24 protein-coding genes, 1 pseudogene and 1 riboswitch are annotated in these 24709 nt (G+C 70.6%); of the genes and pseudogenes, 11 read left to right on the forward strand and 14 right to left on the reverse strand.

All coding sequences use genetic code 11. The annotated features are described in order from the left end of the window. Positions 1 to 11: 11 nt before the first annotated feature. Positions 12 to 653: a carbohydrate binding domain-containing protein gene (locus tag ACIGQF_RS08280; protein ID WP_399707096.1), complete on the reverse strand. Its 642-nt coding sequence runs from the start codon at positions 651 to 653 to the stop codon at positions 12 to 14. A 59-nt stretch (positions 654 to 712) separates the two neighbouring features. Between ACIGQF_RS08280 and ACIGQF_RS08285 the strand changes: the two genes are divergently transcribed. Beyond that, a complete protein-coding gene (locus tag ACIGQF_RS08285) occupies positions 713 to 1375 on the forward strand; it encodes a hypothetical protein (RefSeq protein WP_399707098.1) in 663 nt (220 codons plus the stop codon). A 182-nt stretch (positions 1376 to 1557) separates the two neighbouring features. Continuing rightward, positions 1558 to 1764 carry a molybdopterin-binding protein gene (locus tag ACIGQF_RS08290; protein WP_399707100.1) on the forward strand — a complete coding sequence of 69 codons (207 nt, stop codon included), beginning with the start codon at positions 1558 to 1560 and terminating at the stop codon, positions 1762 to 1764. A 40-nt stretch (positions 1765 to 1804) separates the two neighbouring features. Here the strand turns inward: ACIGQF_RS08290 and ACIGQF_RS08295 are convergent, their stop codons facing one another. From ACIGQF_RS08295 to ACIGQF_RS08305, 3 genes are all read right to left on the reverse strand, one after another. Then, positions 1805 to 5956 (reverse strand): molybdopterin-dependent oxidoreductase, encoded by a 4152-nt coding sequence (locus ACIGQF_RS08295; protein WP_399707623.1) that lies wholly within the window; start codon positions 5954 to 5956, stop codon positions 1805 to 1807. Positions 5957 to 6260: 304 nt separating this feature from the next. Continuing rightward, positions 6261 to 7475, reverse strand: a complete 1215-nt coding sequence (locus ACIGQF_RS08300) for an amidohydrolase family protein (protein ID WP_399707102.1) — start codon at positions 7473 to 7475, stop codon at positions 6261 to 6263. A gap of 148 nt (positions 7476 to 7623) precedes the next feature. Then, positions 7624 to 9015 carry an MFS transporter gene (locus ACIGQF_RS08305; RefSeq protein WP_399707104.1) on the reverse strand — a complete coding sequence of 464 codons (1392 nt, stop codon included), beginning with the start codon at positions 9013 to 9015 and terminating at the stop codon, positions 7624 to 7626. 171 nt (positions 9016 to 9186) lie between these two features. Here ACIGQF_RS08305 and ACIGQF_RS08310 point away from each other — a divergent pair, with 171 nt between their 5' ends. Further along, a complete protein-coding gene (locus tag ACIGQF_RS08310; RefSeq protein ID WP_399707105.1) occupies positions 9187 to 10131 on the forward strand; it encodes a MurR/RpiR family transcriptional regulator in 945 nt (314 codons plus the stop codon). Positions 10132 to 10156: 25 nt separating this feature from the next. Here ACIGQF_RS08310 and ACIGQF_RS08315 read toward each other — a convergent pair whose 3' ends face one another. The 4 genes from ACIGQF_RS08315 to ACIGQF_RS08330 all read right to left on the reverse strand — a co-directional run bounded on the left by ACIGQF_RS08315 (position 10157) and on the right by ACIGQF_RS08330 (position 13360). Next, positions 10157 to 10345 (reverse strand): hypothetical protein, encoded by a 189-nt coding sequence (locus tag ACIGQF_RS08315; protein WP_399707107.1) that lies wholly within the window; start codon positions 10343 to 10345, stop codon positions 10157 to 10159. A 90-nt stretch (positions 10346 to 10435) separates the two neighbouring features. Then, entirely contained in the window at positions 10436 to 11053 is a 618-nt protein-coding gene (locus tag ACIGQF_RS08320) for an SUKH-4 family immunity protein (RefSeq protein WP_399707109.1), read from the reverse strand. Positions 11054 to 11270: 217 nt separating this feature from the next. Then, on the reverse strand, positions 11271 to 12269 hold the full coding sequence (gene gap, locus ACIGQF_RS08325; protein WP_399707111.1) for a type I glyceraldehyde-3-phosphate dehydrogenase: 999 nt from the start codon (positions 12267 to 12269) through the stop codon (positions 11271 to 11273). A 134-nt stretch (positions 12270 to 12403) separates the two neighbouring features. Further along, positions 12404 to 13360, reverse strand: a complete 957-nt coding sequence (locus ACIGQF_RS08330) for a helix-turn-helix domain-containing protein (RefSeq protein WP_362210427.1) — start codon at positions 13358 to 13360, stop codon at positions 12404 to 12406. Between the two features lie 145 nt (positions 13361 to 13505). On the opposite strand from ACIGQF_RS08330, the pseudogene ACIGQF_RS08335 reads away from it, so the two are divergent. After that, positions 13506 to 14218, forward strand: a pseudogene (locus ACIGQF_RS08335) (PAS domain-containing protein); the annotation flags it as partial. 240 nt (positions 14219 to 14458) lie between these two features. Here the strand turns inward: ACIGQF_RS08335 and ACIGQF_RS08340 are convergent. Further along, on the reverse strand, positions 14459 to 15067 hold the full coding sequence (locus tag ACIGQF_RS08340) for a TetR/AcrR family transcriptional regulator (RefSeq protein WP_399707113.1): 609 nt from the start codon (positions 15065 to 15067) through the stop codon (positions 14459 to 14461). Between the two features lie 156 nt (positions 15068 to 15223). On the opposite strand from ACIGQF_RS08340, the gene ACIGQF_RS08345 reads away from it, so the two are divergent. The 3 genes from ACIGQF_RS08345 (at position 15224) to ACIGQF_RS08355 (ending at position 16603) form a co-directional block, all read left to right on the forward strand. Further along, entirely contained in the window at positions 15224 to 15805 is a 582-nt protein-coding gene (locus tag ACIGQF_RS08345) for a hypothetical protein (protein WP_399707625.1), read from the forward strand. Between the two features lie 346 nt (positions 15806 to 16151). Beyond that, complete coding sequence (locus ACIGQF_RS08350; protein WP_399707115.1) at positions 16152 to 16406, forward strand: hypothetical protein; 255 nt, start codon at positions 16152 to 16154, stop codon at positions 16404 to 16406. Beyond that, positions 16391 to 16603: a hypothetical protein gene (locus ACIGQF_RS08355; protein ID WP_399707116.1), complete on the forward strand. Its 213-nt coding sequence runs from the start codon at positions 16391 to 16393 to the stop codon at positions 16601 to 16603. Before ACIGQF_RS08350 ends, ACIGQF_RS08355 begins: the two co-directional genes overlap by 16 nt. A gap of 159 nt (positions 16604 to 16762) precedes the next feature. On the opposite strand, the gene ACIGQF_RS08360 is transcribed toward ACIGQF_RS08355, so the two are convergent. Next, positions 16763 to 17224, reverse strand: coding sequence for a MarR family winged helix-turn-helix transcriptional regulator (locus ACIGQF_RS08360; protein ID WP_399707118.1), 462 nt, complete (start codon positions 17222 to 17224; stop codon positions 16763 to 16765). 143 nt (positions 17225 to 17367) lie between these two features. On the opposite strand from ACIGQF_RS08360, the gene ACIGQF_RS08365 reads away from it, so the two are divergent. Continuing rightward, entirely contained in the window at positions 17368 to 17739 is a 372-nt protein-coding gene (locus ACIGQF_RS08365; protein ID WP_399707120.1) for a VOC family protein, read from the forward strand. Between the two features lie 61 nt (positions 17740 to 17800). Here the strand turns inward: ACIGQF_RS08365 and ACIGQF_RS08370 are convergent, their stop codons facing one another. The 3 genes from ACIGQF_RS08370 to ACIGQF_RS08380 all read right to left on the reverse strand — a co-directional run bounded on the left by ACIGQF_RS08370 (position 17801) and on the right by ACIGQF_RS08380 (position 18672). After that, positions 17801 to 17968, reverse strand: a complete 168-nt coding sequence (locus ACIGQF_RS08370; RefSeq protein ID WP_399707121.1) for a hypothetical protein — start codon at positions 17966 to 17968, stop codon at positions 17801 to 17803. A gap of 62 nt (positions 17969 to 18030) precedes the next feature. Then, a complete protein-coding gene (locus ACIGQF_RS08375) occupies positions 18031 to 18252 on the reverse strand; it encodes an MBL fold metallo-hydrolase (RefSeq protein WP_399707123.1) in 222 nt (73 codons plus the stop codon). Positions 18253 to 18330: 78 nt separating this feature from the next. After that, on the reverse strand, positions 18331 to 18672 hold the full coding sequence (locus ACIGQF_RS08380; RefSeq protein ID WP_399707124.1) for a VOC family protein: 342 nt from the start codon (positions 18670 to 18672) through the stop codon (positions 18331 to 18333). Positions 18673 to 18755: 83 nt separating this feature from the next. On the opposite strand from ACIGQF_RS08380, the gene ACIGQF_RS08385 reads away from it, so the two are divergent. Beyond that, positions 18756 to 19274, forward strand: a complete 519-nt coding sequence (locus ACIGQF_RS08385) for a GNAT family N-acetyltransferase (RefSeq protein WP_399707125.1) — start codon at positions 18756 to 18758, stop codon at positions 19272 to 19274. 46 nt (positions 19275 to 19320) lie between these two features. On the opposite strand, the gene ACIGQF_RS08390 is transcribed toward ACIGQF_RS08385, so the two are convergent. Further along, positions 19321 to 20730: a short-chain fatty acyl-CoA regulator family protein gene (locus tag ACIGQF_RS08390; RefSeq protein WP_399707126.1), complete on the reverse strand. Its 1410-nt coding sequence runs from the start codon at positions 20728 to 20730 to the stop codon at positions 19321 to 19323. Positions 20731 to 21156: 426 nt separating this feature from the next. On the opposite strand from ACIGQF_RS08390, the gene aceA reads away from it, so the two are divergent. Further along, entirely contained in the window at positions 21157 to 22440 is a 1284-nt protein-coding gene (aceA, locus tag ACIGQF_RS08395; RefSeq protein ID WP_399707128.1) for an isocitrate lyase, read from the forward strand. 103 nt (positions 22441 to 22543) lie between these two features. Continuing rightward, the gene (gene aceB / locus ACIGQF_RS08400; protein WP_399707130.1) at positions 22544 to 24142 is read left to right on the forward strand and encodes a malate synthase A; all 1599 of its coding nucleotides are present in this window, start codon (positions 22544 to 22546) and stop codon (positions 24140 to 24142) included. A gap of 286 nt (positions 24143 to 24428) precedes the next feature. Then, positions 24429 to 24648, forward strand: a riboswitch (cobalamin riboswitch). The last annotated feature ends 61 nt before the right edge of the window (positions 24649 to 24709 follow it).

Here is a 24709-nt window from a genome sequence, read left to right on the forward strand (position 1 = left end):
TCATGACGTGGCTACCGACGGCGCAGCAGTTCGGTCAGGAGCTGCTGGCCCTTGGCCCCGATCCACAGCTCGTCTCCGATGAACCGGCCGGCGGGGTACGTCTCCAGCGCGCAGTGGCAGTACGGGCGGCCGGCGGCGTTGAGCAGCACGGTCCTGATCAGTTCGCCGTCACTCACGCTGGTCAGGCCGTACGGGCTCGCACGGCCGACGGAGACGGTCGCGGGGCCGGACACGGTCATGGTGAAGTCGTCGATGTGGAAGGGCGCGGTGCCGTGGACCGTCTCGGCGTAGAGGACGAGTCGGGTGGCCTCGTGCGTGAGGGTGTAGGTGCCGCTGAGCCGGGCCCAGTCGCCCGCCGTGACCGGGGTGTCCGGGACGACAGTGTCGTACCGGACGGTGCCGGAGGTGTGCCGCTCGATGGTGAGCTTGAGCGAGGCGGGTGCCTCGCCGGGGGCGAGCCGGTCCCACAGCCGGAGGGTGTAGGTGGAGCCGGGTGCCGGTGGGGCGGGCAGCGCCAGCCGGGGGCCTTCCCAGGGCCCGGTGCGGCTGTCGCAGCCACAGCGCGCGGTTGACGAGGGGAGCGGCCGCCTGGCTGGTCGTCCGGCCAGGCCGCTTGCCCGTCCTCGACGGCATCGACCGGATGGCCGCCCCACCACTCCAGCGGAAGATCCGTCGCTCCTGCCCACGCCAGACCGCTGAGGCTGCTGAAGCGATGGCCGGACGTCACCATGAGGTGGTTGAGCACCGGCTGGTCGTTGAGACCGGGACACATGTGCGGCACGAGCTCACGTATCTCCGGCAAGCGCTCGACGATGTCCGCGAGCGACAGGTACTCCTTGTGGGAGGCGAGGAAGCCGGTGGCGCCGGCGAAGGAGATCTGCTCCTCGGTCAGCCTTCCGGTGTCCTCGATCGAGTCGTTCCATACGAACCGGCGTGTCGTGGGGTCGTTGCCGTGGGCGGTAAGGAAACCGTAGTCGGCGAGGAGGTCGAAGACGAAGTCGGCGCTGTGCAGCACGACGGTGTCGGAGTCGAAGTAGGCGAACTCGTCGAACGGCCCTTCCCACATGGCCAGTTTCCGGAAGTGGCCGCGGGGCGTGCCGCGGATGGCCGTACCGACCGTGTCGCATGCTTCGAGTACCTCACGGTTCTCCAGCACCGAGAAAAGGCACAGCGGAAGGGTCGGATTGAAGTGCCGGAAGCTGTTGAGGAACGCGGTGGCGTAGTCCAGGAACCCGTCGTTCGCCAGAAAATACACACCGCGGCGGTGGGCCATGAGGCTACCTTCCTACGTCATCGGCCGGTGCCGTCAGAACAGCACCGCAGTGCCCGAACGCCGCTTCACAGGTGGGGAGTTGGGGCACGCCCCAAACAGTAGGCGAGCCCCATGAAGCGAGTGAGGCGCCGATCGGCCGATCTGCCGTGGCCGATTCGCACGGCGGCACATCGAGCGGCAGATCGAGCGGCGCCGCAGAGCGGAGGAACACCCTCACAGGACCATGGCGGCCACGTAACGACCCAAAAACCAACAAGCCTCCACACTCTGCGAGGCGTCCCGTCATGAGCCTGAGCATCCGCAATCAGATCCCCGGCACCGTCACCTCCGTCACTCCGGGCGAAGCCATGGCCACGGTCAGGGTCTCGGTCGGCAGCGCCGAACTGACCGCCGTGATCACCAAGGACGCGGTCACCGACCTCGCCCTCACCCAGGGCTCCGACGTCACCGTCCTGTTCAAGTCGACGGAGGTCTCGCTCTCCGCCGGATGACGCGGCGGAGAAGCCGCGGGCGCGCCAGAGGAAACAGTGGTCAGTACACGTCCCGTACGTAGCGCTTGTCGGCAGCGAGCTGTTTGACGTACGCCGCTGCCTCGGCCTCCGCCAGGCCACCATGGACGGTGACGATCTCCCGCAGGGCCCGGTCGACGTCCTTGGCCATGCGGGCGGCGTCGCCGCAGACGTAGAAGTGTGCGCCGTCCCGCAGCCAGGACCACAGCAGCGGTCCGTTTTCGCGCATCCGGTCCTGGACGTAGACCTTGGCGCGCTCGTCCCGGGAGAAGGCGGTGTCCAGGCGGGTGAGTGTGCCCTCGGCGAGGAACGCGCTCAGCTCCTGTTCGTAGTAGAAGTCCGTCGCACGGTGCTGCTCACCGAAGAACAGCCAGTTCGGGGCGCGATGGCCGCGGGCCCGGCGCTCCTCCAGGAAGCCGATGAAGGGCGCTATGCCGGTGCCGGGGCCCACCATCACCGCCGGCGTGGCGGGGTCGGCGGGCGGGCGGAAGTGCGGCGCCCGCCGCACGCGTACCGGGACCGGGGCATCGGGCTCGGCATCGGCGAGGAAGGGCGAGCACACGCCATGGCGGGGGTGGCCGCTCAGGTTCTCGTAGCGGACGACGGAGACCGTCAGCGACACCAGGTGAGGGTCGGTGAGCGGGCTGGAGGATATGGAGTACAGGCGAGGTTGCAGGCGTCCCAGCACATCGGCCCACTCCTGTGCGCCGGCCCTGACACCGAACTCGGCGACGACGTCGACGGCCTGTCGCCCCCAGGACCACTTCGCCAGCTCGCCCTTGTTGTCGGGCCGCAGCAGCTTGCGCAGCTCGCGTGGGTTGCGGACCCGGTCCGCCGCGAAGCGCAGCAGGTCGGGCGTGATGCGGGTGATGTCGACATGACGCAGCAGCACCTCGGCGAACGGCACCTCTCCGACGGTCTTGAGCTCGACGGCCGCGTCCGCGTCCAGCCCGGTGACGGCCAGCCACTCCGTCACGAGTTCCGCCCGGTTGAGCGGGTGCACCGCCAGCGCGTCCCCGGCTTCGTAGCCCAGCGGGGTGTCACTGTCCCGGGTGTCGAGGGTGAAGCGCCGTACCTCCTTGCCCGCACCGGGCAGACTCAGCAGGCGGTTGCCGGCGAGGCGAGCGGTGACGAGGGCAGGGCGGCGGGCGCCCGGCCGGGAACCCACCGGAGCGGAGGGGGTTGTTTCCGGTCCGGTGGGTTCCGGTCCGGGTGCTTTCCGTCCGGTGGGGGCTTCAGGTCCGGGTGCCGGCGGCTGGGTGTCCCGCAATGCGCCGAGTACCCCGTCGAGCCAGGCACCGGCCGCGCTCTCGTAGTCCGGTTCGCAATCGGTGCGCGGGGCCAGCCGTACCGCGTCCAGCTCCGCCATACGATCGTCGAGGCGGCGGCCGTGGCCGCAGAAGTCGTCGTAGGAGGAGTCGCCGAAGGCCAGGACCGCGTAGCGTCTGCCCCGCAGGCGCGGCGCGTCGGGCGAGGCGAGGGCGTCCCAGAACGCGGCACCGTTGTCCGGAGCTTCGCCGTCGCCGAAGGTGCTCGTGACCAGCAGCAGGTCGGCATCGGGCGGCAGCGCGGTGGGGTCGGCCTCCGCCATGGGCAGAAGGGAGGCGGAGTGGCCGGCCGCGGTGAGCCGGTCGGCCGTGGCGGTCGCGAAGTCCTCCGCGTTACCGGTCTGCGACGCCCACAGGATCACGACCTGGCGGTGCGGGGTGTCCAAGGACGGGGCGGCGGGGCGCTGTGCCCCAACGGCAACGTGCGCGGTGGAGTGCGGAGCCTGGGTCCGTGAGTACATTCCGGCCAGCACGCCGTTCACCCACAGGTAGTGCTCCGGACTGAGGGGAGCGTCCGGCGGCAGCACCGGTACGCCCGCGTCGCCGAGCGGAATACCCGTAAGAAAGCCGTACAGGTAACGGCGTTCGGCCTCGGGCAGGGCCGGTGGCGGCACGGTTTCCAGCCCGAGCAGGGCGGAAAGAGGAGCGGTGCTCCTGTCGCCGTCCCCCGCCCTTTCCGCCGCTCCCACCGCGGTCCCCACCGCTGCCGCCGTCCCTTCCGTCGTTCCTGCGCCCGCCAGGGCCGGTGGCCGCACCGCCCCCTGTGCGGCCACCTTGGTCAGCGACACCGCGGACACCTTGAACTCCGGCTGGAACGACAACGGATCGACTGCGTCGCTGGTCACCGCGTTGACGCTCAGGTATTCCCCGAACAGGTCGTTCCAGTGGAAGGGCGCGAAGCAGCAGCCCGGCCGTACGCGATCGGTGACAACAGCGGGCAGCACCGCCCGCCCGCGCCGCGAAGCGACCTCCACCGAGTCCCCCTCGCCGAGGCCCAGCCCAGCCGCGTCCTGCGGGTGCACCTCCACGAACGGGCCGGGGTCGAGCTTGTTCAGCTTGCCCACCTTGCCCGTCTTGGTCAGCGTGTGCCACTGGTGTTGCAGGCGGCCCGTGTTCAGCACGTACGGGTAGTCGTCGTCGGGCATCTCCGCCGCCGGGATGTGCGGGCGGGCGTAGAAGGCCGCGCGGCCGCTCGCGGTCGGGAAGGCCGGCGAGCCGTCCGCACCGACATAACGGATCGGGTTGCGGTCGGGCCCCTCCGGGCTTGCCGCCGGCCACTGCACCGGAGTGGTGCGCAGCCGCTCGTAGCTCACACCGCGCAGGTCCCAGCCGGTCGCCGGGTTCCAGGCGCGCTTGATCTCCTCGAAGATCTCCTCGGCGCTGTCATACGCGAAACCCTTCTCGTACCCCATCGCGCGGGCCACGGCGGCGATGATCCGCCAGTCGGCCATCGCGTCGCCGGGCGGATCGGCGGCGGGTCGCGCGAGGGTGAGGCTGCGCTCACTGTTGATCAGTACGCCCTCGGACTCGGTCCACAACGCGCCGGGGAGTACGACATCCGCGTACGCGTTGGTCTCCGTCTCGGCGAACACGTCCTGGGTGACGACGAACTCGGCGGCCTCCAGGCCCTCGATGACCGTCTTGCGGTTGGCGACGGAGGCGACCGGGTTGGTGCAGATGATCCAGCAGGCTTTGATGTCGCCGTCGGCCATCTTCTGGAACATCTCGACGGTGCCCCGGCCGACGCCGTCGGCCCGCAGCGTGCCCGGAGGCAGCTCCCACAGCTCCTCGGTGAAAGCTCGGTCCGCGTCGGAGAGCACCGACCGCTGTCCGGGCAGCCCTGGCCCCATGTACCCCATCTCCCGGCCGCCCATGGCGTTGGGCTGGCCGGTGAGGGAGAAGGGGCCACTGCCCGGCCGGCATATCTTGCCGGTAGCGAGGTGGAGGTTCACCAACGCGTTGGTGTTCCAGGTGCCGTGCGTGGACTGGTTCAGGCCCATCGTCCAGCAGCTCATCCACTCCCCCGCCGCACCGATCAGCCGCGCCGCCTGCCGGATGTCGCCCTCCGGGATGCCGGTGATCCCGGCGACGGTGGCGGGCGGGTAGTCGGCGAGGAAGGCGGGCATCGCCTCCCAGCCGTCGGTGTGCGCGGCGATGAATTCGGCGTCGGTGTCGCCGTTCGCGTGCAGCAGGTGCAGGAGCCCGTTGAGCAGTGCGAGGTCCGTACCCGGTTTGATCTGCAGGAACAGATCGGCCTTGGCTGCGGTGGCAGTGCGCCGCGGGTCGACGACGATCAGCTTGGCGCCCGCCGACTTCACCCGGTCCATCATCCGCAGGAAGAGGATCGGGTGGCAGTCGGCCATGTTGGAACCGATGACGAAGAACACGTCGGCCCGTTCGAAGTCCTGGTACGAGCCGGGCGGGCCGTCCGCGCCCAGCGACAGTTTGTAGCCGGTGCCGGCACTGGCCATGCACAGCCGGGAGTTGGACTCGATCCGGTTGGTCCGCACATAGCCCTTGGCCAGCTTGTTCGCCAGGTATTGCGCCTCCAGACTCATCTGTCCGGAGACGTACAGGGCGACCGCGTCCGGGCCGTGCTCGTCGATGATCGTGCGCAGTCGGCGAGCGGTCTCGGCGACGGCGGCCGCCATGGGCGTGGGCTGCGGCTCCGCTCCGCGGTCCGGGCGGACGAGGGCACCGGTCAGCCGCCCCGGAGCGGCGAGCATGTCCGCGGTGGTCGCGCCCTTGGTGCAGAGGCGGCCGAAGTTCGCCGGGTGCTCCTTGTCCCCGGTCGCCTTCAGGACCGTACGCCGTCCGTCCGTTCCCCTGCCGACGTCGAGGACCATGCCACAGCCCACCCCGCAGTACGAGCAGACCGTCCGCACCTTCGTCGTGTCGTCACTCCGCGAACGCGGCGCGGCCACGGGCGCCTCCCTCTGCTCGGTCCGATGTCGCTCCTGGTGACCGTACGAACCGAGCATTACAGAGGCGTCTCCACATCCGATCAAGGATCGTTAAAGCCGCCGCACAGGACACTGCGGACGCATGTGAGTGAGGTGACCCGGTCGCGGGGGCGCAAGAGATACGGGCGGGGCACACGCATCGCTCCATGCACCTCGGACGCCCCTTGCCCCCTTACCGTCACACCGGTCACCGGCTGACCACCTCGCCGCCCTGCACGACGTGGCGGATGTGCTTGGGGTCGGCCAGGACACCGATGTCGGTCAGCGGGTCGCCGTCGAGGACGAGGAGGTCGGCGTGGGCTCCCGGTTCGAGGGTCCCGATCCGGCCGGTCATGTTGACGAGTCCGGCCGCGTTCGCCGTGGCTGCCCGGATGGCGTCGATCGGGTCCTGCACCTGTGCGCGCAGCCGGAACTCCTCGTTCTGGTGCCGGTGCATGCCGCCGAGCAGGTCTGTGCCGTAGACCAGGTTCACCCCGCCCCGCGCGGCACGCTCCAGGGCGGCGAGGCCGGCGCCCAGTACCTCGTCCACCTTGCGCCAGCTGGACTCCGGCAGTCCGTGCTCCCGGCCTTCCTCCTTCAACGCCCAGTACGTGACCAGCGTCGGTACCAGGTACGCGTCGTGCGCCACCAACAGTTCCACACTGCGGTCGTCGAGCAGATTGCCGTGCTCGATGGACCGGATGCCCGCCTCCAGGGCCCGGTTGATGGCGCGCGCGGTGTAGGCGTGAGCGGCCACGTAGCGGTTGGCGGCCCGCGCCTCCTCGACGATGGCCCGCAGTTCGTCGTCGGAGTACTGGGTGGAGTCGATGCGGTCGGTGGGCGAGGCGACGCCGCCGGAGGCCATCACCTTGATGTGGTGGGCGCCCTTGCGAAGCTCGTCGCGTGCGGCGGCCCGTACCGCGTCGACGCCGTCGGCGACCCGGCCGAGCCCCGCGCAGCAGGGGTGGTCGTCGCTCCGGTGCGTACCGCGGCCCCGTACGTCCCCGTGCCCGCCGGTCTGGCTCAACGCCCGTCCGCAGAACAGCAGTCGAGGCCCGCGGATGAGGCCTTCGGCCTGTGCGTCGGCCAGGCCGTAGTCGGCGCCGGAGGCATCGCGGACGGTGGTGAAGCCGCGGTCCAGCATCTGCCCCATGATCCGTGCGCTGTGCGCGGCCACGTAGGACGGCGACAGGGAGGGCAGCTCGCCCAGCCCCGCGGTGAGTGCGGTGACGTGTACGTGGGCGTCGATCAGGCCGGGCATGACCACAGCGCCGCCCAGATCGAGGGTCCGGGCATCGGGCGCCTTCAGCCCTGCCCCCGCCTCCACGATCCGACCGTCGGCGCAGCGGAGGTCGCCCTCGGTGTACTCACCGCTGACGACATCGAGCAGTGTGGCGTTGCGCAGCAGCAGGGAATCGGTCATGTTCGGCCTCCGGCCTGGTCGACAAGGGCGCGCGGGGCAGGCACCACGAGTGGAGCCCGCACCCTGGGCGCGACGGAATCGGATACTTCGCCGTAGCTGCCCGGGGGACGGCACATCTCGCCCCCCTGCGTGGTGAGTTGATGAGACCTCACTTCACCATGTCCTTCGCCGTCGCGGCGGGTTCGCCGCCCTCGGTGAGATCCTCCAGCGAACGGCCGGCCGTGGACAGGCCGAAGACGACCACGCACACCACCCCGAGTACGAGCACCGCGGTGGTCAGGCCGAACACGCCGGCGAAGCCGAGGGACGCGGCGGACAGACCGATGATGGTCGGGGCGAGGATGCTGCCGATCCGGCCGAAGGCGCTGGACAGGCCGGTGCCGCTGGCCCGGATCCAGGTCGGGAAGACCTCGGGGGTGTAGGAGTACACGCCCGCGTAGGTGCCGTTGAGGAAGAACGACAGCACCGCGCCGGCCAGCGTGATCATCACGGGGTCGTCCATCCGGCTCAGCCAGAACGCACTGAGGGCCGAGCCTGCCAGGTAGAGCGCGATGGTGTTCTTGCGGTCCAGCCGTTCGGACAGCCACGCGGCCGAGAAGTAACCGGGGACCTGGGCCAGGTAGATGATGATCGAGAATTCGAAGCTCTTGGTCACGGTGATCCCGCGCTGCACGAGCAGTGTGGGAATCCAGGAGAAGAACCCGTAGTACGAGAACGTGACCACGAACCAGATCAGCCAGATGATCGCGGTACGACGGGCCATCGCCGGGCTCCACAGGAACTTCAGCGCGCTGAGCAGATTGACCTTGGGCGTGACCGTTGCGGGCCCGGTCGCGGCCTCGGCCACCGGGGGCAGCGGCCGGCCGGTGGCTGCCTCGACCCGTCGTTCCAGATCGGCGACGATTCCCTCGGCCTCGGTGTGACGGCCGTTGGCGACCAGGAACCGGGGTGACTCGGGCAGGGAGCGGCGCCACCACAGCAGCATCACGATCGGCAACGCCGTGATGAGCTGCGCAACTCGCCATCCCTCGGGCATGGTGGGGACGACGAACCGTCCGAGCAGTGCGGCGGCGACGAAGCCGAAGGAGAAGAACCCGGCCAGTGCGCCGACGAACCATCCGCGTCGGTTCGCAGGAACGAACTCGGACAGGAACGGGGCGATGATCGCGCTCTCCGCGCCCGCCCCGGCGCCGGCGAGCACCCGGGCTGGCAGGAAGATCTCGTACGTCGGTGCGACCGCGGCGACGACGGAGAACGCCACGTAGAAGGCCAGGGCGTACATCATGACCTTCTTGCGGCCGATGCGGTCGCCGAGCAGTCCGGCGGCCACCGCGCCGAACAGGAACCCGAAGGGGGCCGCCGAGCCGATCAGCCCGAGCTGACCGTTGTCCAGGCTCCAGGCCGCCTGCGCGCTCGGGAGCAGGAAGGCGACCACGGCCGAGTCCATGCCGTCGAAGGTGTAGCCCAGGCCGCCGATCAACAGCAGGTAGTAGTGCGGGCGGCTCAGCGGGAGCCGGTCCAGTCGTGCCAGCAGCGACATGCCACACCTTCCGGTGATCAGCAGCGATGAGACGGCGAGCAAAGTAACCTGCATTTTCTGCGATACGCAATACTCTTTGCAGAGCCACGCGGCAATGCACCTCACCCTGGGGCCCTGAGGCACCCTGAGGAGATCGCGCTAGCGTGAAGCCCGAGTCATGGGGAGGGTCATGTGACAGAGTCGGCGACCAGCGGAGCCGCCGCCGCGCAGCAAGCCCGCGCCGCGGACGGTTTCGAGGACTGGCTGCGGGCACACATGCCCGACCGGGGGCTGAGTCCCAAGGCCGCCGCGGTCGTCGAGGTGCTGTTGTCGCAACCGCGCCGGGCCTCGTACGCCTCGACCGTGGAGCTCGCACAGCTGGCAGGCGTCAACGTCGCCACCGTGACCAGAACCGCGCAGGCCCTGGGCTTCGCCGGCTGGCCGGCCCTCCAGCAGGAGCTGCGGGCCCGGTACCTGTCCTCGCTCAGCGCACCCCAGGTGGCGGCGGAACACCGCAGCGTCGCCGCACCGTCCGCGGCCTCACTACGGCGCGACCTGGACAGCCTCGCTCTGCTCACCCGGCGCTTCGATGAGGAAGCGATCCGCACCATCGCCGAGGCAGTCGCCGCGGCCCGCCGGACCGTGGTGATCGCGGACGGCAGCTATGCCGCCGTGGGCATGGCGCTGTCCCACAACGCCCGGATCGCCGGGTACGAGGTGGTGTCGGTGACCCACGGGGACGCCGAACTCGCCAACACCGTGGCGACGATGCGCGCCGACGACGTACTGATCGCCATCAGCTTCTGGCGGCTCTACGAGAGCACCATCCTCGCCGCCGACGAGGCGCGCTCCAAGGGGGCCCGGGTGTTCGCGGTCACCGACGCGGCGAGCCCGGCCCTGGCCGAGGCGGCCGAGCGTGTGCTGATGGTGCCGGCGGAGGGCGTGGCCTTCTTCCCCTCCCTCACCGCGGGCATGGCGGTGGTGCAAGCTCTGGTCGCCCAGCTCGCCGCGGTCGACCCGGCCCGCACCAGCGCGTCGGTCGAACAGGCCGAGGCGGCCTGGGCCCGCTTCGGCCTCCTGCACCGCCGCCCGACCCCGCCGGAGCCAACACCCGAACGTGTGGCGGGGGACGTCTGAGGAGGAAGTGGCGAGACAGGCTGCGTCAGGAGGCGGGCAGCTCCTCGTGCACGAACGACCGCGCCCGGGCCAGCCGCAGAGTCCGGTGTTCCCGAAACAGATCCACGACCACCGGCAGTGTGTTGGCGTGCTGCGAGAGCCGTAACTGCCGCCAGGACACCGCTCCGGACACGCCGAGCGCCACCAACGACACGATCAACGCCGCGATTTCCACCGAGCCTCCCCGTCATCAGTTGCAGTGCTTGCGCGCCGGCCGAATTCGCCTTCGAGCGACCGGGGTCAGAGTGGGCACATCGGCCGGCGGTCACCCGTAGAGCGAGCGGGCTCCCGGGCTGTCGCCCGTGAAGCGTTGCCCTGCGGCGATCTCTTCGCCGACCACCGACCAGGCGGTTTCGTCGTCCTGGAAGGGCAGCGGGTCCACGCTGTTCGTCTCCTGACGGATATGCTCGACCTCGCGCTCCAGCCGCTCGAAGTCTGCGTCCTCGTCGCCGTCGTCGCCGCTGAAGGTGAACTGCTCCAGCAGGCGCTGGAACCGGCGGGTGACCTGGACGAGGGAGGAGACATCCGTGTGGAGTTCCTGCACGGCATCCTCGTCGGCGTCGAAGGCATGCACCTTGCCGGAACCGGGGTCGAGGGCGAGGTGGGCGTTGAACAGCCAGCCGATGACGGGCCATTCGCCCGCGTCCTGCGGGGCGTCCTCGAAGTCCTCGATGTGGACGACGTCCTGGACGAGAGGCAGCCGGCCGTCGCCCTCGTCGGGCTCACGCAGCAGAAGCGTCCCGGTGGGGACGCCGACGGTCTGCAAGAGGCAGGCGCCCTCGGTGTCCGCGGTGGAGGGCGGGAACGCGGTGGCGGGCAGGGTCACGAGCCGGTCCTCGCCGAAGATGTCGGCGAGTTCGCCGCGGGTGACGTCGAAAAGCACTGCCGGAACTCCGAACTCGGCGGCGGCACGGGCGCCGAACGGGACGATGAGCGGGACTGGGGCTTGACCAGGCCCCGGGCCCTCGAAGCGTACCTTGACCGGCCACGGCAGTCCGCCCCCGCGCGCTCCTGAAGCCGAACGTACCCGCTTCCGTGACTGGGCGCTGTGGTGGGCCCGGCCGGTCGACCACAGCGCCCCAAGGAAGCCGCGCGTCCCGTCAGCGGGTGGCGAGGAACTCGAGCGTGTCGATCACGCGGTTCGAGAAGCCCCACTCGTTGTCGTACCACGCGACCACCTTGACGTGGCGGCCGTCGACACGGGTGAGGGCCGAGTCGAAGATCGACGAAGCGGGATTGCCCGTGATGTCGGACGACACGAGCGGGTCGTCCGAGTACTCAAGGATGCCGGCGAGCGGCCCCTCCGCCGCGTCGCGGTACGCCGCCAGCACATCGTCGCGGCTCACGTCGCGGGCGACGGTCGTGTTGAGTTCGACGATCGAGCCCACCGGCACCGGTACGCGGATCGAGTCGCCCGACAGCTTGCCGTCGAGGTTCGGCAGCACCAGGCCGATCGCCTTGGCGGCGCCGGTCGTGGTCGGCACGATGTTGACGCCGGCGGCCCGGGCGCGACGGGCATCGCGGTGCGGACCGTCCTGCAGGTTCTGCTCCTGCGTATAGGCGTGCACCGTCGTCATGAACCCGTGCTCGATACCGGCGAGGTCGTCGAGCACCTTGGCCAACGGCGCGAGCGCGTTGGTGGTGCAGGAGGCGTTCGAGACGATCGTGTGCACGGCCGGCTCGTAAGCATCGGTGTTGACCCCGAACGCGAGCGTGACGTCGGCGCCGTCCGACGGCGCGCTGACGAGTACCTTCCTCGCGCCCGCGTCGAGGTGGGCGCGGGCGGCCTTGGCCGAGGTGAAGCGACCGGTTGCCTCCAGGACGATGTCGACGCCGAGTTCGGCCCACGGCAGCTGCGCGGGTTCGCGCTCGGCCAGCACCGTGATCCGGCGGCCGTCGACGACGAGGGTGTCCCCGTCGACGGTCACCGGGCGCCCGAGCCGGCCGGCCGTGCTGTCGTAGGCGAGCAGCCGGGCGAGCGTGGCGGGCTCCGTCAGGTCGTTGACGGCGACGACCTCAAGGGTGCTGTCGCGCTCCAGCAGCGCGCGCAGCACGTTGCGTCCGATGCGGCCGAATCCGTTGATGGCGATGCGAGTCATGAGTGATGTCCCTTCCCTTCCCCACCAGGCTCGCCCGCAGCCGGCGCCGCTGACAGTGGCGCGATCGCCAGCGTTCAAAAGGATCCCGCCACCGGGGATCCCGCCACCGCTTTCGCCACGCGGTGCCGGCCGGGTTACTCGCCGCGGGTGAAGGTGCGCCGGTACTCGCTCGGTGTGGTGCCGAGGATGCGCTGGAAGTGCAGGCGCAGGTTCGCGCCGGTGCCGAGCCCGATGTCGGCGGCGATCTGTTCGACGCTGCGCTGCGAGCGTTCGAGCAGTTCGCGGGCCAGGTCGATGCGGGCTCGCATCACCCACTGCATCGGCGTGCAGCCGGTCTCCTCGACGAAGCGCCGGGAGAACGTGCGCGGCGAGACCCCCGCCTGCCGCGCCAGTGTGTCGAGGGTGAGGGGCTCGCCGAGCCGGTGGAGCGCCCACTCTCGGGTGGCGGCGAACCGCTCGCCCAGCGGCTCGGGGACGCTGCGCGGCACGTACTGGGCCTGGCCACCGCTGCGGTAGGGGGCCGCGACCAGCCGCCGGGCCGCGTGGTTGGACGCGGCCACTCCGAGGTCGCCGCGCAGAATGTGCAGGCACAGGTCGATGCCGGAGGCGGCGCCCGCCGAGGTGAGCACGTTGCCCTCGTCGACGAACAGCACGTTCTCGTCGACCTGGACGAGCGGGTGTCTGGCCATGAGCGCCCGTGTGTAGTGCCAGTGCGTCGTGGCGCGTCTGCCGTCGAGCAGGCCGGTGGCGGCGAGCGCGAAGGCGCCCGTCGAGATGGCGGCGAGCCGCGCGCCCCGGTCGTGGGCGGCGATCAGCGCCTCGACGACGGCCTGCGGCGGGTCGTCGCGGTCCGGGAACCGGTAGCCGGGGACGAAGACGATGTCGGCCCACGCAAGCGCGTCGAGCCCGTGGGCGACGGAGTACGCGAGGCCATCACCACCGGTCACGAGACCGGGGGTCGCCCCGCACACCCGCACCTCGTACGGCATGCTCGCGCGGGTCGTGAACACCTGCGCGGGGATTCCGACGTCGAGGGGCTTCGCACCCTCCAGCACAAGGACGGCGACGCGATGCAGGCGGGAAGCTGGCACAGCAAGAGGTTACGTGGGGCGTGACGTCGATACGCCTACGGCGCGGACCGGGCGGACGGCACACCGGCCGGACGGTCTTCCCTGTTGCAGACCACCGTGCAGTCCACCACCCGTCGCCCCTCGCCCCCTTCGTCACCTCGTCTCCATCCCCGCGTCTAAGTCGGAGGAACTCTACGAGACCGCTCCGTGCGGCTACCTCTCCACGCTGATGGACGGCACCATCGCGAAGATCAACACAACGCTGCTGGGCTGGCTCGGCCTGGACCGGCAGGCCGTGGTGGGGCGGTTGCGGTTCCCCGACCTGCTCACCGTGGGCGGCAAGCTGTACCACGAGACACACTTCGCCCCGCTGCTGCGTATGCAGGGCGAGCTCAGCGGCATCGCGCTCGAGATCAAGGCCACCGACGGCACACGGATGCCCGTCCTGGCCTCCTCTGCGGTGAAGTTCAGCAGCGAGGGCGAACCGCTGCTCATCCGTACCACCCTCTTCGACGCTCGGGACCGCCGCGCCTACGAGAGGAACTACTGCGCCGCCAGCAAGAAGCGGAGGCAGCACGCAAGCAGGCGGAGGCCGACCGGGCGCGGCTGCAGGAGGCACTTGCCGCGCTCCAGCAGAGCCTGCTGCCCACCTCGCTCCCCACGGTTCCCGGCATGGCATCGGCCTCGTACTACCACACCGCCTCCCCCGACCAGCGCGGCGGCGACTTCTACGACCTGTTCCCCCGCCCTGCACGATCCGACCCGGCCGCCGCGCTGACCACGCTCAACACCGTGCTGAACGAGCGGTACACCGGCAGTGACGCGCGTTACTGCACCGCCATCTTCGGCGTCCTCGAACCCGACGACGTCAGCGGCGACGCCGCCGGTGCGGACATAGTCCTGGCCGCCGTGCCCGCCAACACCATGCGGATCCTCCGCATCGCCGGCCTCGACCAGGTCTCCCACATCGAAGCCGCCGGCAGCACGAACGCCGACACCGACGCGGCCGGAGCCCTCTGACGGTTTCGAAGAGGCGTAGCCCCTCCGCGGGGACAGACGAAGCCGGGGCTTCGACACATCAATCTTCGATCCGTCCCGCCGGTCGGCACACGGGAGAGATCAGTCGACCGGCGCCGGCGCCTGCATGCGGCTCTGCACGATGCCTTCGACTCCTCGCAGGAAGGTGTCGGAGATCAGTGCCGGGTCGAAGAGGCAGCCCGCCGCCATGGCGCCGTCCCTCAACATGACCAGGTGGCGCGCGTCAGCGTCTGCGGGTGTGTCGCCCACACGCGCCAACAGGTCTGTGACGGTGTCGAGAAACCACTGCCGGTGCCGCAGAACGGCCTGGTGGACCGGATGGGACGGGTCGGGATACTCGGCCACCGCATTGAGGAAAGCACACCCCCGGAACCCCTGGGACCGGATCCCGTCGGTGATGGCCTTGGCGACGGCGCGCACCGCGTCGACGGCCGAGCCGGTGTCTGCCTGGGCGTCGGCGAGCTGTCCACGCATCATCCGGTCGGCCTGGTCGAGGTAGGCCAGGACGAGGTCCTCCTTGCCCGCGAAGTGCCGGTAGAGCGTTGCGCGGGTCACCTGCGCCTCGGCGATGATCCGGTCGATGCCGACGGAGTGGATGCCCTCCGCGTAGAAGATCCGGGTCGCCGTGTTCAGCAGTCGCGTGCGCGCTTCCGAAGTCTTGCCACTGCCGTCGTTGCTGGTCCGCGTCATGCCCCCAGTCTACGCATCGCGAGGGAGAACGTTCGGTCTTGACGTCGAGGCGCATCCCGCGCATCATCTCGCTTAGGAAGACAGAACGTTCTCCCTCGCAAGGAGATATTCGTGCTCCCGCCACACCCCATCGCCCCGGCCCAGGAAGGCACTCCCATGGACACCCTCGTCGAACCTGCCTCTACCTCCGCCCCTCCCCGTGCTTCTGCGGCCCTGCGGAAGCTGTACCTCCTGCGTTTCGCGTTCGCCGCCGTGTGGGCCGGGCTGCTGTTCGCGACCGCCTCGAAGCTGGGCCCGCCGACTGCGGCCCTACTGGTCATCTATCCACTGTTCGACGTGGCGGCCGCGATCGTCGACATACGCTCCGCCAAGGCGAACGGCGGTCCGGTACGAGGCCTGTACGTGAACATCGCACTGAGCACGCTGACCGGCATCGGCCTGGCCTTCGCCGCCACGTCCGGCATCCCCGCCGTCCTGCGGGTCTGGGGCGTCTGGGCCATCACGGCAGGAGTCGTCCAGCTCGTCGTCGGCGCCCTTCGACGTCGACTGGGAGGCCAGTGGGCAATGATCGCCAGCGGCGCCATCTCCACCCTCGCCAGCGCATCGTTCTTCGCGCAGGCCGACAGCGACGACGCCTCGCTGAGCAGCCTCGCCGGGTACGCCTTCCTCGGCGGCGTCTTCTTCCTCGTCTCCGCGCTCCGCATGGCACGCACCGACAAGGCTGCCGCGGCGGCCTGACGCGAGCCACCACGCACCGCGGCCCGATCGGCACTTCCACCGATCGGGCTGCACTCGCGGAACGGGTTCCACGGCTCCCTCGCTCGGCGGGTCGGCGGACGGACGCCGATCAACGCACCGCGGCTCTGCACGCCCGGCCTCTTTCCGCTGTTGCGAGCAGTACGCGGGCCCAGTCAACCGGAGCCGGCGGCGTCCCCATGCCTACAGCCAGCTCTTCATGACCGAGCGGACGCTGCGCCTGTTGAGCGGCGGGGCGCCGTCAGCTGCTCGCAGCACGGCATAGCGGGCTGCACGGCGCGCGTGGTCCGCGTGCATCGGAAATCGAACACGTGGTCTAATTCGAGCCATGGCGCGAAGCACCCCATTTCCTCAGGACCTGATCGACGCGCAGCGCGACTGGAACCGCACGTACGCCGCCCTCGCCGCGCGGCCGGCTCATACGACGGCGCTGCGCCGGCGACTGCAGCTGCTCTCTGCCCGGATCGCGGCACATCCGTTCTGGACGGCGACCGAGCGACGCTCGGCGGCCACCCGCGCGGAGCTGCGCAGACAGGCACGCGCCCTTGAGGAGCGGGAGGCGGAGTCGTGCGGGAGGAGCTGAGCGAGCGGCAGGAGCACATGCTGGCGTGCATCCGGGAGTGGATCGCCGAGCACGGCGAGGCTCCGACGGTGCGGGAGATCGGCCGGCGGGTGGGGCTGTCGAGTCCGTCGTCGGCGCTCTACCAGCTGCGGCAGTTGGAGGAGCGCGGCCTGATAGTGCGTACGGGAGAGCGCACACGTTCCTATCGGCTGCGCTGAGTGGGCCGCCCCACCTCCACGGCCGCTGCCGTTCAGTGACCGGCTACGGGCGCGCTCGCGCGGCTGACCGGGGCGGCGCGGGTGGCCCACGACGTTCCGGTGCGGGCGTGCAACACACTTCCGCGGAGACCTCCGTCGAGACGGCCACCCCGCGAAGGGTCATTCCTCCAGGGCTGCCGCGATGTGGTCGAGGTCGGCGAGCAGGGCGGCCATGCGGTCCTGCGGGATCGCGTCGACCATGCGCTGTTCGACGGCGTAGACGGCGGATTGGACCGCGGCCAGCCGCGTGTGCCCTTCCTCCGTGAGGCGGGCGGGCCGGGCGCGGCCGTGGTCCGCGGTGTCGGGGCGGGCGATCAGCCCCGCGTCCTGGAGACCCCGCAGGACGACGTTTCCGGACTGCCGGGTGACGAAGGTCGCCCGGGCGAGGTCGGCGTTGGACATGCCGGGACGCAGGGCCAGGAGTTCGAGGGTGGCGTACTGCGGCACCGTCAGCCCGTGCTCACGCAGGACCTTGTCCATGGCGCCGCGCAGGGCGGACTGGGCGCGCTTCAGCAGGTATCCCACGTGCTGGGTGACGTCCTCCGCGCGATGGGGCGGCTCGGTCGGCATACTCTCCGTCATGTCAGTATTTTGACATAGGTCAGCTCGTCGCCCCACCCTCCTTCATGTCAAAGTTCTGACATGCGGCACGCCGTCGCCCCTGATGCTCGCTGTGTGCGATGTGTGCGTTTGCGCGTGTTCTGACATAAGGATCGAGGAAACCCATGACTGTCAGCATCGACGGCCCCGACTTCGTTGCCCTGCAGGTCCGCGACCTGGCAGCGGCCGCGGACTTCTGCGAGCGGCATCTGGGGCTGCGCCGGGCCGCGTTCTCGCCACCGCACGCCGTCGTGTTCGACACCAAGCCGACCCCGTTCGCCGTGCGCGAGCCGCTCCCTGGCGTCGACCTCGCCGAAACCGCACGGCCCGGCCTCGGCGTGGCGCTCTGGTTCCGGACCTCGGACGCCCACGCGCTTCACGACCAGCTCACCGCCGCCGGAGTCAAGATCCTGACCCCTGTCGCTGAAAGCCCCTTCGGGCCGATGTTCTCCTTCGAAGGGCCCGAGGGGTACGCCCTCACCGCACACGGAGGCTGACCACAGCTTCCTGCTGTCCCGGTCGCAGCGCTCAGCCGGACACGGCACTCAGGGCCGGCGCTCAGGCCGACGCGCCGGGCCTCAGATACCGGTAGTCGGTGGCGATCGCCTCGGCGAACCAGCCGTTGACGCTGTTGAGGCCGCGATCGTTGAGCTGTGCGTCGTGCATCGCGAACGCCCGCCGCGGTGCGATCGCCTTGACGAAGTCGATCGCCTCCGCCGTCTTCACCCACGATGACCGCCTGTACACGGAAGCAGGCGGCAGGAACTCCGCGCCGGGCGACACCCGGATCACCTCCAGCCCCGGTATGTCCGACTCGGCAGGGGCATGGACCGGGACGCCGAGGCCGGCCAGCCGCAGGACATCGATGTGTCAGTGTGTTCGTGCGTCACCAGCACGGCGTCCGCGCCCGTGAGCGCCGCCGGTTCGCACCACGTTCCGGGATCGATGACCAGCACGCGGCCGTCCTTCTCCAGCAGTACGCAGGCGTGGGCGTACTTGGTCGTCCGCATGGCCCTCGAACTTACTGCGACTCATCCAACGGCGGCACGCAGGCTGCCGGCTGACGCGTTGACAGTCCGCGTCAACGGTCAGCGTGGAGCGCCGCCGAAGCCGATCTCGTTTCCGTCCGGGTCCCGGTAGGTGACCTTGCGTACGCCGTTGGAGTAGGTCTCGCGGTCCGTGGGCTCCAGCCCTCGGCCGGCGATGCCGGCCACACGGTCGTCGAGATCGTCGACGAAGAGCGTGTGCATGGCGTGGCCCGCGTGTCCAGGCCGGTGCTCGACGTACACGTACCGGTGTTCCGCCAGCTCCCATACGGCTTCGGAGTCGTTCGGGAGGAACACCGGCGGGGCGCCGAGCAGCCGCTCGTACCAGTCCAGCGCCACCGCGTAGTCACTCACTGGGATACCTGCGAAGAGGTCGACGGCCATGCCGCCATGCTAGGTCCACCGGCGCCTGGCTTCGCGGCCCGACTCGCCCCCGCCGGTGTGAGGTCGCCGGCAGTCCCGACGAGGTGGGGCGCCATGTCCTGCCCAGAACCGAGGAGTCACTGGTCCGCGACGCCGCCGCCTCGGTGTCCGAGCCGCGGACCTGGATGAAGATGCCGGCGGAGCCGGCGGACATCGAGCCGTGGATGGCCCGGGGGCGGGTGGTGGCCCGGGCGTCCACCGGACATCTGATGGCCGTTGACCTGGTCGCCACGCATCCGGTCGCGCCCGAGGGGTACACCGCGTCCGTGGAGACCGTCGGCGGCGTCACCTACGTCCGGGTGCTGGACGCGGCGGGCGAGCAGGCCGCCACCGGGCAGCTGGCCGCCTTGGGGGAAGCCGCGGTCGTCGACCGCGTGGCGACCGAGGAAGCCCACCGACGGCGCGGGCTGGGCGCCTTCGTGATGCGCGCGCTCGCCGACCACGCCGTGGCGGAAGGGGCGGCCCTCGGCGTGCACGGCGCGACCGACGCCGGGCGCGCACTGTACGAGTCGCTGGGCTGGCAGAAGCACGCGACGCCGGCGGAGTGCGTCTACCGGCCCTGAGGCCCGGCGCGGACCGTACCAGCACGTGATGGGCGGTGCGTGCGGGTCATCCCGCCGTGCCCGACACCGGATACGGCACGAACGTGGTGCTGTTCTGGTCGATCTGCAGGGGACGGCCGAGGGGCGGGGCCGCGCGTTGGGGGCAGTCGAGACGTTCGCAGACGCGGCAGCCCATGCCGATGGGGGTGGCGGCCGAGGCGTTGGCGAGGTCCAGCCCCTCCGAGTAGACGAGACGATGGGCGTGCCGGATCTCGCAGCCCAGGCCGATGGCGTAGGTCTTGCCCGGTTCGCCCCAGCCGCCGCGGTGCCGGGTGACGGCGCGCGCCGTCCAGAGGTAGCGCTGGCCGTCGGGCATCTCCGCGACCTGGACGTGGATGCGGCCGGGGGCAGCGAACGCCTCGTAGACGTTCCACAGCGGGCAGGTGCCGCCCGCCCGGGAGAAGTGGAAGCCGGTCGCGGACTGCCGCTTGGACATGTTGCCGGCCCGGTCGACGCGGACGAAGGAGAAGGGTACGCCGCGCAGTCGCGGGCGCTGGAGTGTGCTCAGGCGGTGGCAGACGGTCTCGTAGCCGAGACCGTAGCGGTCGGTGAGCCGCTCGATGTCGTAGCGCACCTCCTCGGCCGCCGCGTGGAAGGCCGAGTACGGGAGGATCAGCGCGGCGGCGAAGTAGTTGGCGATGCCGATGCGGGCCAGTGCGTGGGCGGGTGAGCCGGGCGGGAAGTCCTCGGCCGCCTGCCGGTCCAGGCCCTTGTCGTACTCCAGCAGGGCCAGTTGGGTCGCGAGGCGGAAGGCGCGCTGCCCGGGGCGCAACCGGGCCGACAGGTGCAGGGTGCGGGTGGCCTCGTCGTAGTGGTGCAGGTGGCCGGCGGTGCCGGACGCTGCGAGGCGGACGCCGTGCGCGTCGGCCAGTCGCGCCGTGAGCGCGCGGACGACGTCGCCGGGCCGGATGCCGATCTCCTCGGCGAGCCGCTCGGCCGCGAGGTCGGTGTCGTGCAGGTAGTTCTGGCGGCGATAGAAGAAGTCCCGGATCTCTTCGTGCGGTGAGTGCGGCAGCGTGCGGACGGTGTCGCGGCCGTCGGCGGCACCGGCCAGCCGCTCGGCCAGCGCCTGATTGCGGCGCCCCAGATCGATCAGTACCTGTGCCACCGAGGGCATGCGTGAGGCCAGGTCGGCGAGATCGGACGGGGACACCCGGGAGTCGGCGACCTCACCGGCCAGCGCCTCGCGCAGGTCCGCCAGCAGCCGGCTCGTGTCGCGTTCGGAGAAGAAGCCGGGGTCGATGCCGAAGGTCTCGGTGAGCCGCAGCAGTACCGGGACGGTGAGCGGGCGGGAGTCGTGCTCCATCTGGTTCAGGTAGCTCGGGGAGATGCTCAGTGCGCGGGCGAGTTCCGCCTGGCTCATCCGGCGTTCCTCGCGCAGTCTCCGCAGCCGCGCCCCCGCGTAGGTCTTGCTCACCAGCGCTCCTCCTCCGTGTGCGGAACGGTCACAGCGTACGGGGAAAGGTGTGCGGCGGGGGCTTCGCAATGTTGGCAAAAGGCGGCAGGAAGATTCGCAAAGGTTGGCAGGGCTCCACGGTTGCTGGCACTCAGTGCCAGTGCGAGAGTCGCAGTGCGGCCCACCGGAACCGACCGGCACCGCCCGCAACCGGGACCCGATTCCTGCTCTGACATCGGTAATCCCGGCACTGTTGGCAGCCTGGACCGGCAGCATTGCTCACCAGCGCCTCCCCGGTGCCGGTGGGCCGCAATTCGCTTCGCGACACGCAGTGCCACTCGCACGAGAAGAACGTACGGGATTGGCAGACACAACAGCCCGTAGACACAACAGCCCGCACGCACACCAGACCGCAGACACAGCAGGACCGAGGAGACGGTGACAGTCATGGCAGAGGCAAGGACGCAGGCGGCCGGGGAACTCGCGCGGCGCTGGGCCACCGACCCCCGGTGGCAGGGCATCGAGCGCACCTACACCGCCGAGGACGTGGTCCGGCTCGCCGGCAGCGTCCGCGAGGAGCATACTCTCGCGCGGCGCGGTGCCGAGCGGCTGTGGCGGCAGTTGCACGAGAGCGACTACGTCCACGCCCTGGGCGCGCTGACGGGTGGTCAGGCCGTGCAGCAGGTGAAGGCCGGCCTCCAGGCGATCTACCTGTCCGGCTGGCAGGTCGCCGCCGACGCCAACCTGGCCGGCCAGACCTACCCCGACCAGAGCCTCTACCCGGCGAACTCGGTGCCGCAGGTGGTGCGCCGGATCAACAACGCACTGCTGCGTGCCGACCAGATCGCCACCGCCGAGAACGCCGGGGACACGACGGACTGGCTCGCCCCGATCGTCGCCGACGCGGAGGCCGGCTTCGGCGGCCCGCTGAACGCGTTCGAGCTCACCAAGGCCATGATCGCGGCGGGTGCGGCCGGCATCCACTACGAGGACCAGCTCGCCTCCGAGAAGAAGTGCGGCCACCTCGGCGGCAAGGTCCTGGTGCCCACCTCGCAGCACGTCCGCACCCTCAACGCGGCCCGGCTGGCCGCCGACCTCGCCGACGTCCCCACCGTCATCGTCGCCCGCACCGACGCGCTCGCCGCCAACCTGATCACCAGTGACGTCGACGAGCGCGACGCCGAGTTCCTGACGGGCGAGCGGACCGCCGAGGGCTTCCACCGGGTACGCAACGGCATGGCTCCCGTCATCGCCCGCGGCCTCGCCTACGCCCCGTACGCCGACCTGATCTGGGTCGAGACCGGCACCCCGGATCTGGCCCAGGCCCGCGAGTTCGCCGAGGCGATCCACGCGCGGTACCCGGACCAGATGCTGGCCTACAACTGCTCGCCGTCCTTCAACTGGAAGGCCGCGCTGGACGACGACCAGATCGCCAAGTTCCAGCGGGAGCTGGGCGCGATGGGTTACAAGTTCCAGTTCATCACGCTGGCCGGCTTCCACTCGCTCAACCACGGCATGTTCGACCTGGCCCGCGGCTACGCCGAGCACGGCATGACCGCCTACGTCGACCTCCAGGAGAAGGAGTTCGCCGCACAGGAGCACGGCTTCACCGCCGTCAAGCACCAGCGCGAGGTCGGCACCGGCTACTTCGACCTGGTCTCCACCGCCATCAACCCCGCCTCCTCCACCACCGCGCTCGCCGGCTCCACGGAGGCGGAGCAGTTCCACTAGGCCGCCCCGCCGAGGTCGCCGTCCGGTCCGCCCGGCCGGACGGGGGCCGGACGACCGCCCCCGTCCGCCCCCCCCCGCTCCTCCCCTCCCGCAGGAGAACCCGATGACCACCACCGCACCGCCCGCCCACCGTGTCCGCGTCCTCGCCGCGCCCGGCGACCGCCACGACGAGATCCTCACACCCGCAGCGCTGGACTTCGTCGGCCGGCTGGCCGCGGGCTTCGGGGGACGCCGCCGGGAGCTGATGAAGGAACGCCGCCGGCAGGCGCTCCGCCTCGCCAGCGGCTCCCCGCTGGACTTCCCCCTGGTCACGTCCGCCGTCCGGGCCGATCCCGACTGGCGGGTCGCACCGCCCGCGCCCGGCCTGACCGACCGCCGCGTCGAGATCACCGGCCCGCCCGAGCGCCGGATGGCGGTCAACGCGCTGAAGTCGGGAGCCCGGGTGTGGATGGCCGACTTCGCGGACGCCACCTCGCCCACCTGGGAAAACATCATCGGCGGTCAGATCGCTCTGCTCGACGCGGTCCAGCGGCGCATCGACTTCACCACCCCCGACGGGAGGGAGTACCGGCTCGCCGCCGACGACCGGCTCGCCACCCTCGTGGTCCGGCCGCGCGGCTGGCACCTGGACGAGGCGCACCTGGAGTACGACGGAGCGCCGGTGCCCGCCGCACTCGTCGACTTCGGGCTGTACTTCTTCCACTGCGCGCAACGCCAGGTCGACGCCGGCCACGGCCCGTACTTCTACCTGCCGAAGCTGGAGAACCGTCACGAGGCGCGGCTGTGGAACGACATCTTCATCACGGCGCAGGAACTCCTGGGCATTCCGCGGGGCACGGTCCGCGCCGCCGTGTTCATCGAGACGATCACCGCTGCATTCGAGATGGAGGAGATCCTCTACGAACTGCGCGAGCACAGCTCGGGCCTCAACGCGGGCCGTTGGGACTACCTGTTCAGTCTCATCAAGACCTTCGGACACCGCACCGACTTTCTGCTGCCGGACCGCGCGAAGGTGACGATGACCGCTCCGTTCATGCGCGCGTACACGGAGCTGCTGGTGCGCACCTGCCACAAGCGGGGCGCCCACGCGATCGGTGGCATGGCGGCGCAGGTGCCGAGCAAGGACCCGGCCGCCCGCGAAGCGGCGCTCGCCAAGGTGCGGCTGGACAAGGAGCGCGAGGCGGAGGACGGTTTCGACGGCTCCTGGGTCGCCCATCCCGGCCTCGTGCGGGTGTGCCGCGAGGCGTACGACGGCGTGCTGGGCGACCGGCCGCACCAGATCGACCGGACGCGGGACGACGTGGAGGTGACGGCGGCGCATCTGCTGTCCGTGCGCCGGATCAGCGAACGGCCCACTGCGGAAGGCGTGCGGACCAACATCGCGGTCGCCCTGCGCTACTTCGCCGCCTGGCTGCACGGCCGGGGCGCGGTCGCCGTGGACGGTCTCATGGCGGACGCGGCCACCGCCGAGATCGCCCGCGTCCAGATCTGGCAGTGGCTCCGGCACCGGGTCCTGGACCGGGCGACGGTCCTGCGGCTGCTCGACGAGGAAGCCGAGTCGCTCGGCGCCGAGTACCCATGGGCGCCCGTCGAGGAGGTGCGGGATCTCTTCGAACGCAACGCGCTGGCACGCGAGTTGCCGCTCTTCTTCACTCCGGACGCCTATGCCGCCCACCTCGTGCGCCGGGTGGAGCAGCCATGAGCGGGGACGTCCGGCGGCTGCCGGGCCGCAAGTCCGGCCGGGGGCTCCACATGTACGGCCGGGAGTGGGATCCCGGCACGGCCGGACGGAGGGTGCCCGGACCACCGGGCTGAGGGGCCCGGAACGCACCGCCGGCCGAGGGAACCGGCGCGTGCTCGCAGGGAACGGGCGGGAAGTGCGCGTGCGGCGCTTCCCGCCCGCTGCCCGTGTCCAGCACCGTGACCGTGTGTCTCAGCTCACCAACCGAATGACGGACGTGATCCGCCACGGGGCGGGGGCGGCCCGTAGGGTGTCCGGTGCAGCTGGTTCGCCCCGTCCGCCAGGCGGGATGCGTCGCAAGAGGGAACCCGGTGGGAATCCGGGACTGCCCCGCAGCGGTGTGTGGGAACGACCGCCGTCATACGCACTGGGCCCGAGTGGGCCCGGGAAGCGACGGCCAGTAGGTGTCCTCCTCGGTGAGGACGCGCCCATGAGTCCGAAGACCTGCCATCTGCCCGCGTACGGACGACTCGTGCGCGGCATCCCGGTGACCTCGAGGGCGGGTCGGCGTTTCTTACCAGGCGGAAG

The sequence above is a fragment of the Streptomyces sp. NPDC053560 genome, from assembly GCF_044544605.1.
Taxonomy (GTDB): domain Bacteria; phylum Actinomycetota; class Actinomycetes; order Streptomycetales; family Streptomycetaceae; genus Streptomyces.

Coding starts and splice junctions, on each gene's coding strand:
- ACIGQF_RS08285 (WP_399707098.1), top strand. CDS start 713: ATGGCCGGACGTCACCATGAGGTGGTTGAGCACCGGCTGGTCGTTGAG.
- ACIGQF_RS08290 (WP_399707100.1), top strand. CDS start 1,558: ATGAGCCTGAGCATCCGCAATCAGATCCCCGGCACCGTCACCTCCGTC.
- ACIGQF_RS08295 (WP_399707623.1), bottom strand. CDS start 5,956: ATGGTCCTCGACGTCGGCAGGGGAACGGACGGACGGCGTACGGTCCTG.
- ACIGQF_RS08300 (WP_399707102.1), bottom strand. CDS start 7,475: ATGACCGATTCCCTGCTGCTGCGCAACGCCACACTGCTCGATGTCGTC.
- ACIGQF_RS08305 (WP_399707104.1), bottom strand. CDS start 9,015: ATGTCGCTGCTGGCACGACTGGACCGGCTCCCGCTGAGCCGCCCGCAC.
- gap (WP_399707111.1), bottom strand. CDS start 12,269: ATGACTCGCATCGCCATCAACGGATTCGGCCGCATCGGACGCAACGTG.
- ACIGQF_RS08340 (WP_399707113.1), bottom strand. CDS start 15,067: ATGACGCGGACCAGCAACGACGGCAGTGGCAAGACTTCGGAAGCGCGC.
- ACIGQF_RS08345 (WP_399707625.1), top strand. CDS start 15,224: ATGGACACCCTCGTCGAACCTGCCTCTACCTCCGCCCCTCCCCGTGCT.
- ACIGQF_RS08350 (WP_399707115.1), top strand. CDS start 16,152: ATGGCGCGAAGCACCCCATTTCCTCAGGACCTGATCGACGCGCAGCGC.
- ACIGQF_RS08360 (WP_399707118.1), bottom strand. CDS start 17,224: ATGACGGAGAGTATGCCGACCGAGCCGCCCCATCGCGCGGAGGACGTC.
- ACIGQF_RS08365 (WP_399707120.1), top strand. CDS start 17,368: ATGACTGTCAGCATCGACGGCCCCGACTTCGTTGCCCTGCAGGTCCGC.
- ACIGQF_RS08375 (WP_399707123.1), bottom strand. CDS start 18,252: ATGCGGACGACCAAGTACGCCCACGCCTGCGTACTGCTGGAGAAGGAC.
- ACIGQF_RS08380 (WP_399707124.1), bottom strand. CDS start 18,672: ATGGCCGTCGACCTCTTCGCAGGTATCCCAGTGAGTGACTACGCGGTG.
- aceA (WP_399707128.1), top strand. CDS start 21,157: ATGGCAGAGGCAAGGACGCAGGCGGCCGGGGAACTCGCGCGGCGCTGG.
- aceB (WP_399707130.1), top strand. CDS start 22,544: ATGACCACCACCGCACCGCCCGCCCACCGTGTCCGCGTCCTCGCCGCG.